At 45.1% G+C, this 12,348-nt stretch carries 10 protein-coding genes; 8 read left to right on the forward strand and 2 right to left on the reverse strand.

The window, feature by feature from the left end:
- Window positions 1–129 precede the first annotated feature (129 nt).
- Both LZG73_RS00745 and LZG73_RS00750 read left to right on the forward strand, forming a co-directional pair.
- A complete protein-coding gene (locus tag LZG73_RS00745; RefSeq protein WP_233845581.1) occupies window positions 130–2,127 on the forward strand; it encodes a T9SS type A sorting domain-containing protein in 1,998 nt (665 codons plus the stop codon).
- Between the two features lie 106 nt (window positions 2,128–2,233).
- Entirely contained in the window at window positions 2,234–3,160 is a 927-nt protein-coding gene (locus LZG73_RS00750; protein ID WP_233845582.1) for a S1C family serine protease, read from the forward strand.
- Window positions 3,161–3,221: 61 nt separating this feature from the next.
- Here LZG73_RS00750 and LZG73_RS00755 read toward each other — a convergent pair whose 3' ends face one another.
- Window positions 3,222–4,412 (reverse strand): histidinol-phosphate transaminase, encoded by a 1,191-nt coding sequence (locus LZG73_RS00755; protein ID WP_233845584.1) that lies wholly within the window; start codon window positions 4,410–4,412, stop codon window positions 3,222–3,224.
- 366 nt (window positions 4,413–4,778) lie between these two features.
- Between LZG73_RS00755 and ytxJ the strand changes: the two genes are divergently transcribed.
- Window positions 4,779–5,111 carry a bacillithiol system redox-active protein YtxJ gene (gene ytxJ / locus LZG73_RS00760; RefSeq protein ID WP_233845586.1) on the forward strand — a complete coding sequence of 111 codons (333 nt, stop codon included), beginning with the start codon at window positions 4,779–4,781 and terminating at the stop codon, window positions 5,109–5,111.
- Between the two features lie 38 nt (window positions 5,112–5,149).
- On the opposite strand, the gene LZG73_RS00765 is transcribed toward ytxJ, so the two are convergent.
- Complete coding sequence (locus LZG73_RS00765) at window positions 5,150–5,959, reverse strand: hypothetical protein (RefSeq protein WP_233845587.1); 810 nt, start codon at window positions 5,957–5,959, stop codon at window positions 5,150–5,152.
- 205 nt (window positions 5,960–6,164) lie between these two features.
- Between LZG73_RS00765 and LZG73_RS00770 the strand changes: the two genes are divergently transcribed.
- The 5 genes from LZG73_RS00770 to LZG73_RS00790 all read left to right on the forward strand — a co-directional run bounded on the left by LZG73_RS00770 (window position 6,165) and on the right by LZG73_RS00790 (window position 12,130).
- On the forward strand, window positions 6,165–6,533 hold the full coding sequence (locus LZG73_RS00770) for a hypothetical protein (protein ID WP_233845588.1): 369 nt from the start codon (window positions 6,165–6,167) through the stop codon (window positions 6,531–6,533).
- A gap of 84 nt (window positions 6,534–6,617) precedes the next feature.
- Complete coding sequence (locus tag LZG73_RS00775; protein ID WP_233845589.1) at window positions 6,618–7,001, forward strand: response regulator; 384 nt, start codon at window positions 6,618–6,620, stop codon at window positions 6,999–7,001.
- A gap of 223 nt (window positions 7,002–7,224) precedes the next feature.
- Window positions 7,225–8,868 (forward strand): TldD/PmbA family protein, encoded by a 1,644-nt coding sequence (locus LZG73_RS00780; RefSeq protein ID WP_233845590.1) that lies wholly within the window; start codon window positions 7,225–7,227, stop codon window positions 8,866–8,868.
- 172 nt (window positions 8,869–9,040) lie between these two features.
- Window positions 9,041–10,357 carry a TldD/PmbA family protein gene (locus LZG73_RS00785; RefSeq protein ID WP_233845591.1) on the forward strand — a complete coding sequence of 439 codons (1,317 nt, stop codon included), beginning with the start codon at window positions 9,041–9,043 and terminating at the stop codon, window positions 10,355–10,357.
- Between the two features lie 135 nt (window positions 10,358–10,492).
- Window positions 10,493–12,130 (forward strand): TldD/PmbA family protein, encoded by a 1,638-nt coding sequence (locus LZG73_RS00790; protein ID WP_233845593.1) that lies wholly within the window; start codon window positions 10,493–10,495, stop codon window positions 12,128–12,130.
- The last annotated feature ends 218 nt before the right edge of the window (window positions 12,131–12,348 follow it).

Here is a 12,348-nt window from a genome sequence, read left to right on the forward strand (position 1 = left end):
GCAGCTTCGCGCCAACGCTAAATAAATAATCGTGCAATTAGGCGTCCTGAATGCCATTATTTCCCTGGAACGCCATTGCAGATCTACCTAATAACCTTAAATTTAAATTAACATTTTAACCTCCTCTATATGAAAAAGATTTTCCTTTCAATGAGCTTTTATGTCCTATGTTTTGCCCAGCAACTAGCTTTCGCGCAAATTACCGTCACGTTTCCAATGGAGCGGGCCGTGTTTCAGCGAAACAATTCCAACGAAGCAAACGTATACATAGGAGGGTTTACAACCGAGCCGTTTCAGCGCATTGAAGCACGCTTCGTGCCACACATCGCCGGCGAAGGCGAGGCTTCTCCTGCAAGTGGAGAATGGACCATCATTGACAACACATTATCAAGCGGCCATTTTTATGGTTCTATGCCAGTCAAAGGTGGCTGGTATCGATTGGAAGTCCGTGGAATTAGACAAGGAAGCGAACCGAAACAGACCAATGTAGAGCGCGTTGGCGTGGGAGAAGTTTTCCTCGTTGCGGGCCAGTCAAATGCCACGGGTGGCGATGCTAATCCTAACGGCCCCGGCGCCATGCACGATCAGGTCAATAGCGTCAATTTTCAAAATGTCAGCGGCGGCTCGGTGATAGAATACGACAATGTACAACTCCCCTGCCCCGACTTTGTTCACCTCGATGCAAGTGTGAAAACGGCACCATTTGGTAATTATGCCTGGTGCTGGGGTGCTTTTGGCGATAAAATTTACGAAAAGTTGCGCGTGCCGGTGATGATCTTTAATGCGGGCTGGTCGAGCACTGGCATTGAAGAATGGCGACAAAGCATTGATCCGAACGCGGTGACAACAGGTCCGTTCGGTTACACTTTTCCAAGAGGATTGCCTTTCGGACATTTACGACTTGCGCTCAATAATTACATTGCACAGCTGGGAATAAGAGCTGTTATCTGGCACCAGGGAGAAACTGATAATTTCATCGAGTCCTCATTGAGTGTCAATCCTAAGGACCGTTATCGCGACAAGCTTTGGGAAGTTATCAGCGCGAGCCGCAATCTGTCCGGCAAAAGCAATCTTGCGTGGGTTGTCGCACGGGCATCACGGTTCACTTTCGATGGCGCAAGTCGTGTTTCATCAAATGTCATAGCGGCTCAGAATGAATTGATTGACAATGACGGCATTTATGCGGATGTTTTCCAGGGACCTGAAACGGACCCTTATTACAGCATTGACTATCGGGCCGACGAAGTTCATTTCAGAGGCGATGGCGTCACAACTTCGCCCGACGGACATGTTTATTCGGGCTTGATAGCGCTCGCCGGCTTTTGGAATGACAAGATTACCAATGATTTTTTGGCACAATCAACACCCTATCCGGCCCTCGCTCCTGCCGAGGTTACCGCAGCGCAAGCTCCCGGCAGCACAAACCTAACTTTTACTGGTCCGGCTATGCAAAGCGGTGCGCAATGCTTTTGGCTGACCGCTGACAACTGCAATCAAGTGCAAAGCATGTCGCCGCAGTGGACGGTCGGAACGGGCAGTTATAAGTTGAAAATTGTTGATGCTTACAAAAACACGATTTTCTCGCCAACGCTTTATGTTTCGGGAACTTCACTGCCTGTGGTTTGGAAATACTTTCATATTCGCGAAATGGAAAACAGCCGTCCGTTGCTTGAATGGGCAACATCCGAGGAAACAAACGCATCGCACTATGAATTGGAGCGAGGCAACGACGCCATTCATTTTACCAACATTAAAAACGTAGCAGCGGCGGGAAACTCGACCGCGACACACCAATATGCTTATCCAGAAGAGTTTCTGCCATCTGGCACTTATTATTACCGGATTAAGCAGGTGGATTTGGACGGGAAGTTTGATTACACACGCGTCATAAGCACTAAAATCGAAGCGAATAACGCATTAAGTGTTTTTCCAAATCCGGTAACAGACCTTTTGAACATTGAATCAGACAAAGTGCTTGGATCGGTGGAAGTTGCGAACAGCGCAGGAACAAAATTGTTTTTCTCCAAACAGAACGCCAATGCCATGAAACTTGACATGCATATCTTTCCAACCGGCTTATACATGATTTCAGCCAATGGCAAACATTACAAAGTGATCAAGAAGTGATTGTGCCCTTTTGGTGGAAAATAAATCACAACCACGTCAGTATGGCACTAATTGTTGGCTGGACAAATTTTTGACTGTCAACTCAATAGACTTAAATAAGGCAGTTATGGATTCTTTCTCGACAATGATTATCGACGCGGTTGATAAGATCAAAAACGCAGTCGTTAAAATTGACACATATAAAACGGTAAATGGCAAATTGAAGCCGGCTGGCTCGGGGTCGGGCTTTGTGTTTTCTTCGGACGGACTCATTTTCACTAACAGCCACGTTGTGGATGGCGCTGAGAAAGTGATGGTTAGCCTTTTGAACGAAAATGAAATCGAGGCAACGCTCATTGGAAAAGACCCGGACACAGATTTAGCCATTCTCAAAATTTACACGCAAGGTTACTCCGTGGCAAAACTTGGCGACGCTGCTGATTTGCAGATTGGGCAATTTGTGATAGCGATCGGCAATCCCTATGGTTACCAACACACGGTGACAACAGGCGTTGTGAGTGCATTGGGCAGGACATTGCAAACACAATCCGGCAGGATGGTCGACAATGTGATCCAATCCGACGCAGCTTTGAACCCAGGAAATTCTGGCGGACCAATGATTAATACGGACGGGGAAGTCATTGGCGTTAACACGGCAGTTATTCAAGGCGCTCAGGGCCTTAGCTTTTCAGTCAACATCAACACAGCGAAGGAAATTGCAAAGCAGTTGATTCATGATGGCAAAGTTTTCAAAGCATTTCTCGGCCTTCAATTGCAGGATGTTCAGATCAATGAAAAAGTGCGTCAGCATCATAAATTGCTGAATCGGACCGGGATTTTTATTACGAAAATCGAAGAGAACACGCCTGCATCGAGATCGCAATTGTTGGAGGGCGACATTGTCGTTTCATTCAATAACAAAACTGTAAATGATTCGAACGAACTCTTCAAAGAACTGACTAACAAAAGCATCCTAACGATCACAAACATTTCCGTTATCCGGCACACAGTGTTGCTCAATTTCATTATTGTGCCGGTGGAAAAGAGAAGTTAAGGCGAAAAACTAAAAAAGCCGGACAATCCTTTTGAGACTGTCCGGCTTCCAAATTGAATGCTCAACTCAGTTCTTGCAATGCCGTTACGAAAAGTTTCATCTCGTCTTTTGTGCCAATGCTAACGCGGCACCACGGCTTTTCCTGAATGTCCATTGCCTTGATAACAATGCCCTTATCGACCATTTTCTTAAGAAATTCCTTTCCCGGCATGTTAATCGGGAATATTACAAAATTTGTGTACGAAGGAACATATTTGTAACCCATTGCGGTGAGGTTCTCATATAAATAGGTTTTTGCCTCGGTGTTCAACTTCCTTGTGCTGTTTTGAAATTCAACGTCGTCCATCGCCGCCGATGCCGCATAAACAGACGTGCACGCAATGCCGGAACCACCGCCTTTTGTTTCTTTTTTGATCATGTCAAGCGTCGCGGGCATGGCGGTGATATAACCGACCCTCAACCCTGCCATTCCCATGATTTTGGAAAAAGTGCGCGCAATGATGACGTTTTTATTGTCCTTCAAAAGCGACACCATGCTTTTATTGTCTGCGCCTTCGACGAGCTCAATGTAGGCCTCATCAATAAAAATGGGCACTTTTTGAGAAACGCGGCTGCAAAAATCCATCAATGCATTGGTGGATGTAACTGCGCCAACCGGATTGTTCGGGTTGCAGATGTAAACGAGCTTTGTGTCTTTATCAATGGCCTTTTCCATCGCATCCAGGTCATGCGACCAGTCGGATTTGCATGGAACCGGCTTCCAGGTCGCGCCGATGGATTCGGCCACGCGGATGAGTGACATGTAGGTTGGGTCCGCTGACACGAGATTTCCGCCGTCTTTGAACACGGCAAGTGCTGTCTTTTCGAGCAGGTCACCCGAGCCGTTGCCCATCATAATGTATTCTGGCGTTACGCCTTCTTTGGCAGCGATCTTGTCTGTCAGTGCTTTAAGCTCGGTGCGTGCATAACGATTTCCTTTTTCTATAGAATCGGCAATCGCTTTCCTGGCCATTGGCGGTGGTCCATACGGATTTTCATTCGAACCGATCCGGGCAACCATTTTTGCCAAATCAGGCTCCTTCTCCAAATAGTGGCCCCGAACCATCGGGCTGTAAAAAATGCGATTCGACTTGTCTAGTCGCAAAGGCGTGCTTGCGAAAGCTCCTTCTGTTAAAAAAGGTGCAACTACCAGCGCGCCCATGGACGCGAAACCAGATTTGAGCAAACTGCGGCGATTGATTTTCTGTACCATTGGTAAATGTGTTTGTGGTTGAAATGTGATTTTTGGTTACAGGGTCTAATTACAATTGCCAATGAGCATTGGCATTGCAACATGCGGGCAGTGCGGCTACCGGGAATTTCGCTTGCGGCGGGATTAACAAAGAATCTTTCGACTTTTTGTAACAAATAAATATAATCAATTGCCATTTGATGAAAAAACAAATATTCGTTTTTTAATCAAAAGCCTGTCAAATTATGAATTAAGCGCTATTTTTTACCTCAAAAATTCAAAACGAATGTTCCTATTCACTGTTTTTTCATTTCGCGGGAATGAAAAAAGGCTCTAATATTGTTGTCTAAATAATTGCCAGCACAATAGTTAATAATTTTGAAAGTTATGAATTGGATCACAATCAATAGTACGGAAGAGGTCGAGCAGATTTATAAATCAGATGCTTACGCTATCATTTACAAACATAGTCCTCGTTGCATGACTAGTTTGATGGCTTATCGCCAGCTCAAATCAGACGTTAATGCAGCGCAACATCTTGACATTCCGCTTTATATTGTGGATGTGGTTAACAATCGCCCCGAATCCATGTCGATTGCAAACACTTTCAATGTCGGCCACGAATCGCCTCAATTGCTTGTTGTAAAAAATGGCGAATGCATCTTTGACGCCTCCCACGAAGATATATCTCTAAAAGACTCCCTCGAATACATTAAATAAAAATCAAGGCTTTCAGCGTCTTGCGCAAGGGTGTGATCTCATTGCCAAATGCTTGTCCAACTGTATGGATATGGGCCGGTTACATCGCCGCTGACAGGGTAACCTTCATTGTTTAGTTTGTAGCTAAAATGCGTAACAACCGGATTTTTTCCCGCTTTTTTCAATGTTTTTGTTTCGATGAGATTCGTTGAAAAGCGGGGAAAAAGTTTTGCGTCCATTTTCAAATTGAACTGGCTGAGGTGTTTAGACTTGTCCGCCAGTTTCAAATAATATTCATAACTCACTTTATTGATCAGGTTGCCGTCGCTGTCATATCGCTCTTGGAAAGTCACATTGACGCCATTATCGTAATAAGCTAGATAACCATCCGGAAGGTTATTTTCACGATAAAATTCCTGAACCAATCTGCCTGATTCATACACGTAATCTGTCTCAATCCTATCCGCAACATTGCCGCCGCTTGTATAAAAAGTTTCGGTCTTTTTTACAGCAATGTTATTGACCATATCGTAAACAATATCCGAGGTTTTATTGCCACCCAGAAGCGTTGTATAAATGACCTTATTCGACCCGTAAGTCACATTAGTGGTGTAAACTGCGTCCGTCTTGAAGCTTTTTAAAGAGTTGTCGGAGTTGTATTGAATGTCCGTAATTGGATATCCAGGCTGGTTAGTTTCACTTAATAACTGCTCAACAGCCGAAACTTTGGCGTTTTGTTTTAATTCATCAACTTGATCTGCTTGTCTGGAAACGCTTTCCTTTTCACACGAAAATAAAGCCAGTGAAATCGGCAGCACGAATAAGAAGTAAGCAGCGGAAATGCGATTTGTAAAGGTTTTGTTTGTCATAAATACATTACTGGTTTCGTAAATTGATGCTGCAAATAGGTGAAACCAACTGCTGAAAAATAATGCGGATCCGTCAAACGACTTTCCAATTAACTAACGGCCTGCTATCAATTATTCTGCGGCGCGCTTAGCATTGCGGCCAGAATAAGTGTATATTACATCAAGGACAGCTGATTGTCCTGTGCATGCTGACAAAGATTAAACAATGAAACCGACTCCAGACCAATTAAGGGACTTCTTCAAGTCCGATATTTTCCAGGCAGACCAAGCACCTGAATCCAATTATGAGCGTGCAATTGAAGAATTTTATAGAAGATTCTATGATGCACCGGCGGTTGCAGCGCCACTTCCTAATCCAAGAAAATGGCAGACAACCTATGTTCGCAAATACGCGATTAAGGCTTTTATGAGAACAAAAGATGGCAACATTCACCACGTGATTTTTAACCAGGAATTGGATAAAAGCCAGATTACAAACTTCGATGGCTCACCATGGGAAGGCGATCCCAACCTGCTTGACGTGTGGCAGGAATACTACGAATCGGATAACAACATGGCGGTGAGCGGATGGTAATTTGCTCACTTTTAACCATTTATAGTTGCCAAATATAAAGTTTGCTTGTAAAACTATTTGTGGTGGGTAAAAAGTTGTACTTTTATGTGCAACGTAACCCGCTATCAGAAAAATATGAGCATTCTTTACATTGATCACGAGATCAATAATCTCAATTCCTTTAAAGCCTCCTTCCGTCGGGACGCAACTGTCTATGTCGCCGACTCAACGGATGCGGGGATGAAAATTCTGAAAGAACAGCAGATCGATGTGATCTTTGCAGATCATCAGATGCCAGACATGACGGGTTTGGAATTTTTCAAAATGGTGTCAGGTGAATTTCCGGAAAGCATCCGCGTCCTGATGACAGGTCAAGCTTATAGCGCGGAGTTCAAACACGCCGAAGTCCGGGGTTATTTTCATAGTTACATAAGCAAGCCTTGGGATGAACAGGATTTAAGACGCCTGATCGTTGCACACTCAGTTTAATAAAATGCAAACGGCATAGAAAAGCAGCCAGTCCACAATGGATTGGCTGCTTTTTGTTTTGAGCCTAAATCGGAAAAAAATTAGCACACCAATATTTGTTGAAAATATTTTTTTACATTGTGTTTTCAATATGACATTCTGATAAAAAGCCGCTTTCATCATTCTGACTGCATTGATGGCTGTTTTTGATCTGAATGATCTTCAATTTACATCCTGAATCTTAATGAAAAGAAGAGATTTTATGCAAATGGCCGGGCTCGGCACGGGCGCTTTGATGCTTGCCACCGTCTCGGTTGTCGGAAATCCTGTGAGCGCAGCACATTTGCTCGAACCTTGGATCGACGTCGCTGCCAAGAAAAAGTTTTCAGAGATCGCGCTTAATGCGGCCAAAAGTAAAGGCGCAACTTACACCGACGTCCGGATCGGGCGCTATTTGCAGCAATATCTTTTCACCCGCGAAAAACAGGTTCAGAACATCGTCAATGCGGAGTCTTATGGCGTTGGCATTCGCGTGATTGCAAATGGAACCTGGGGGTTTTCGGCGACCAGCGATGTAACCGCGGAAGGCATTGCCAAATGTGCTGCAACGGCCGTCGAGATTGCCAAAGCGAACTCAAAATTTCAAAAAGAGCCGGTTGTATTGGCTGAGCAAAAAGGAGTTGGCGATAAAACCTGGAAGACGCCGATCAGGAAAAATGCATTTGAAATCCCTATTCAGGAAAAAATAGATCTTTTAATGAATGTTAACGGAGAGGCAATGAAAAATGGCGCTGGCTTCGTGACTTCCAATTTGTTTTTTGTAAACGAACAAAAATATTTCGCCTCATCCGACGGCTCATTTATAGATCAGGACGTGCACAGGATCTGGCCAACATTCACAGTTACGGTGACAGATAAAGCGGCTGGCAAGTTCAAAACGCGCGACGCCATCAGTTCTCCAATGGGTATGGGTTACGAATATCTGGACGGCTTGTCTTCCGAAAAAATAGCCGGCCCCAATGGTCTGGTCGGTTACCGTAATTCCTATGACATGGTTGAGGATGCCATTACAGCTGCCAAGCAGGCGAAGGAAAAAATGACAGCAAAATCGGTTCTGGCAGGCAAATATGACCTTGTTCTGGATCCTAATCACCTAGGACTTACCATTCATGAATCGGTCGGGCACCCTACGGAACTCGATCGCGTTTTGGGCTATGAAGCCAATTATGCCGGGACGAGCTTTGCAACATTGGATAAATGGGAGTCAAAAAACTTCGCTTATGGAAGCAAGCTTGTGAACATCGTCGCTGACAAAACGCAGGCTAACACGCTCGGAGCCGTCGGTTATGACGACGAAGGCGTTCCCTGCAAAGAATGGGACATCATTAAAGATGGTGTTTTAGTAAACTATCAGGCAATCCGCGATCAGGTGAAGATCATTGGCGAAAAAGAATCGCATGGTTGCTGTTATGCTGACAATTGGAATTCTGTCCAATTTCAGCGCATGCCCAATATTTCATTGAAACCGGGCACCGAAAAACGCAGTGTGCTGGATATGATCAAAGGCGTTGACAAAGGCATTTACATCATTGGTCGAGGCTCGTATTCTATTGATCAGCAGCGTTATAATTTCCAGTTTGGCGGTCAGGTTTTTTATGAAATCAAAAATGGAGAACTCGTGGGCATGCTCGACGACGTTGCTTACCAATCCAACACACAGGAATTCTGGAATTCGTGTTCACAGCTTTGTGACAAAGACGATTACCGCACATTCGGCTCGTTTTTCGATGGAAAAGGCCAACCCGCACAAGTAAGCGCAGTCTCGCACGGCAGCGCAACGTCGCGATTTGACGGCGTGAATGTGATCAATACGGGACGGAAGATATAATGATTGAATGACTGAATGATTGAATGAGCGGGCGCCGCTGCATTAGATGAATGAATTAATGAATAAACTGATTAATGACTTAATGAGTGAGAGTGACCGGGCGATGAGTTAAAGTTTTAAAAATTAAATCATTCACTCATTCAGTCATTCACTCATTCAAAATTAAATTTCCATGGCCATATTATCAAAAGAGGAAGCAAAGAAAATTATTGACAAAGTTTTGGCATTTTCGAAGGCCGACGAGATCAGCGTGGGTTTGGACGGCAACCGGACCGGCAACATTCGTTATGCAAGAAATTCAGTTTCAACAAGCGGAGAAACGACTGATTTATCCCTCTCGGTGACTTCCGTTTTTGGCAAAAAGTCTGGAACGTCAACGATCAACGAGTTCGATGACGCGTCTTTGGAAAAAACGGTTCGTAGAGCCGAAGAAATAGCTAAATTGGCTCCTGACAACCCGGAATATGTGCCTATGCTCGGGCCACAGCAATATGTGGATACCAATTCTTTCGCCGAAGCAACAGCTGCGATCAACCCGGATTACCGCGCAAAAGCAGCATTTGACAGCATTGACCCTTGCGTAAAGAAAAATCTGACAGCCGCTGGTTACATGGAAGACACTGCCGGATTTTCAGCAATGGGAAACAACAAGGGCCTTTTCGGTTACAATAAGGCCACATCGGTCGACTTTTCGATCACCGTGCGCACGGCTGACGGCAAGGGTTCGGGTTATGCAGCGCGTGATTACAATGATTCCTCAAAATTAAGCACAGCCTCCGCAACTGAGGTGGCCATGCAAAAAGCGCTTTCATCTGCGTCGGCAAAAGCATTGGAACCAGGAAAATACACCGTAATCCTCGAACCAACCGCTGGCGTTGATTTGCTTCAAAACATGATGCGCAGCATGGACGCACGGAATGCAGATGAAGGACGGAGTTTTTTGGGCAAAAAAGGAGGCGGCACAAGACTTGGCGAAAAGCTTTTTGACGAACGCGTCAACATTTATTCCGATCCGCAAAATCTTGAAATTCCGGGTTCGCCGTTCAGCGGTGATGGCCGGCCGCAGGAAAAAGTGATGTGGGTTGAAAATGGTGTCGTCAAAAATATGTCTTACTCGCGCTTTTGGGCTCAAAAACAAGGCGTTAAGGCAATTCCATCTCCATCAGGATTCATTTTCCAAGGCGGAACAGAGTCGCTGGCCGACTTGATCAAGGGCACTGAAAAAGGGATTTTGGTCACAAGACTTTGGTATATCCGCGCTGTGGACCCGCAAACATTGCTTTACACAGGCCTGACGCGAGACGGCACTTTTTACATTGAAAATGGGCAGATCAAATATCCGGTGAAGAATTTCCGGTTCAACGAAAGTCCGGTTATCATGCTGAATAATCTCGAAGCGATTGGCAAGCCGGTGCGTGCAAGTGGTAACCTCGTGCCGCCGCTGAAAATTCGTGACTTTACATTTACGAGTCTTTCGGATGCTGTTTAGAGGCCGCTGCCGCTCAAACCGTTTAAATTTCCTCAGGTAAAAAGTGCATTGATTCTCTGAGATCTTTTTGCTAGATTATGCTGTGCGCTTTTTGCCAAAAAACCCAATTCGTCACTATTAGCAAACATATATACTTTGAAACGCAGAGACTTTATACAACTGGCCGGACTCGGAACGGGAGCGGTCATGATGCCCGCCTTTGCAATGGGCAGGAATGTTTCACCAGAGGCATTCTTCGAAAAAAGTGTTGACGTCGCCGTCAAGAAACGGCTCGCCGATGCTGCACTGAACGCCGCAAAATCCAAAGGCGCTTCCTATGCCGACGTTCGAATTGGGCGTTATCTCAACCAATTTGTAACCACCCGGGAAGATAAAGTCCAGAATATTGTCAACACGGAATCCTATGGCGTGGGCGTGCGCGTGATTGCCAACGGATGCTGGGGATTTGCCGCCGTAGTGGATGCAAGTAATGAAGCACAAGTTGCCAAAGCTGCCGAGGACGCAGTTGCAATTGCAAAGGCGAATGCCAAATTGATGAAAGAACCCGTTCAACTCGCGCCTCAAAAGGGTTTTGGCGAAGTAAGCTGGAAGGCGCCGATCAAGAAGAATGCATTTGAAGTGCCCATTAAAGAGAAGGTTGATTTATTGCTTTCTGTGAATGATGCAGCCTTGAAAAACGGCGCTAATTATGTCAATTCAGTGCTTTTTCTGGTTAATGAACAAAAATATTTCGCTTCAACCGACGGCTCTTACATTGATCAGGACGTGCATCGTATCTGGCCGATTTTCAATGTAACAGCCATTGACCCGAAATCCGGAAAATTTGAAACTCGAAACGCATTAAGTGCGCCAATGGGCATGGGTTATGATTATTTGCAATCCAATCCCTCGGATAAACTCACTGGCGTAACCACGCGTTACAACAAAGGTTATGATATGCTGGAAGACGCGACTGCGGCGGCAAGGCAAGCCAAAGAAAAGTTGACCGCAAAGTCGGTCGAAGCTGGAAAATACGATTTGATCCTCGATCCATCCCACCTTTGGCTGACCATTCACGAGTCCGTTGGCCACCCGCTGGAACTGGATCGCGTGCTCGGATATGAGGCCAATTTTGCAGGAACTTCCTTTGCAACCTTGGACAAATGGAAATCCAAAAACTTCCAGTATGGCAGCAAGCAAGTGAATTTAATCGCTGACAAATTGCAGGAAGGATCACTGGGCGCTGTGGGCTGGGATGATGAAGGGGTGAATACGAAAAAATGGGATCTTGTGAAGGATGGGGTTTTGGTAAATTATCAGGCAATCCGCGATCAGGCGCATATTATTGGTGAAAAAGAGTCGCACGGCTGCTGCTATGCCGACAGCTGGTCGTCTGTCCAATTCCAAAGAATGCCGAATGTTTCCTTGGCAGCCGGAAAAACGCCATTGTCTGTGGATGAGATGATTAAGGATGTTAAAAAAGGCATTTACATCATTGGCGACGGCTCGTTCTCAATTGACCAGCAGCGTTACAACTTTCAATTTGGCGGACAATTGTTTTACGAAATCAAAGATGGCAAGATCGCAGGAATGTTGAAAGACGTTGCATATCAGTCCAATACACAGGAGTTCTGGAATTCTTGCACGCAGGTTTGTGATGAAAAAGATTATCGCCTCGGCGGTTCGTTCTTCGACGGAAAAGGCCAGCCATCACAATCAAGCGCCGTATCCCACGGAAGCTCGACCACGCGCTTTAATGGAGTGAATGTTATTAACACGGCTAGGAAGATATAATGATGAATGAGTGAATGAGTGAATGAAAATAATTTTGAATGATTGAATGATTGAATGACTGAATGAATTGCTTTCAGATTCAATCATAAACTAGCAACCAGTCATTCACTAAACCTCGAACGATTCAGCCATTCAATCATTCAAAATTCAGCGCGGCGGCGCCCGCTCATTCTCCGTTTGACGCCTGCTCATTCAATCATTCACTCATTCAGTCATTC

It is taken from the genome of Dyadobacter sp. CY326 (genome assembly GCF_021390515.1).
Lineage (GTDB): Bacteria > Bacteroidota > Bacteroidia > Cytophagales > Spirosomataceae > Dyadobacter.

Excerpts from the sequence above, each read along its gene's own strand:
- ytxJ (WP_233845586.1), top strand. The coding sequence starts at position 4,779 with ATGAATTGGATCACAATCAATAGTACGGAAGAGGTCGAGCAGATTTAT.
- LZG73_RS00775 (WP_233845589.1), top strand. The coding sequence starts at position 6,618 with ATGTGCAACGTAACCCGCTATCAGAAAAATATGAGCATTCTTTACATT.
- LZG73_RS00750 (WP_233845582.1), top strand. The coding sequence starts at position 2,234 with ATGGATTCTTTCTCGACAATGATTATCGACGCGGTTGATAAGATCAAA.
- LZG73_RS00770 (WP_233845588.1), top strand. The coding sequence starts at position 6,165 with ATGAAACCGACTCCAGACCAATTAAGGGACTTCTTCAAGTCCGATATT.
- LZG73_RS00765 (WP_233845587.1), bottom strand. The coding sequence starts at position 5,959 with ATGACAAACAAAACCTTTACAAATCGCATTTCCGCTGCTTACTTCTTA.
- LZG73_RS00785 (WP_233845591.1), top strand. The coding sequence starts at position 9,041 with ATGGCCATATTATCAAAAGAGGAAGCAAAGAAAATTATTGACAAAGTT.
- LZG73_RS00745 (WP_233845581.1), top strand. The coding sequence starts at position 130 with ATGAAAAAGATTTTCCTTTCAATGAGCTTTTATGTCCTATGTTTTGCC.
- LZG73_RS00780 (WP_233845590.1), top strand. The coding sequence starts at position 7,225 with ATGAAAAGAAGAGATTTTATGCAAATGGCCGGGCTCGGCACGGGCGCT.
- LZG73_RS00755 (WP_233845584.1), bottom strand. The coding sequence starts at position 4,412 with ATGGTACAGAAAATCAATCGCCGCAGTTTGCTCAAATCTGGTTTCGCG.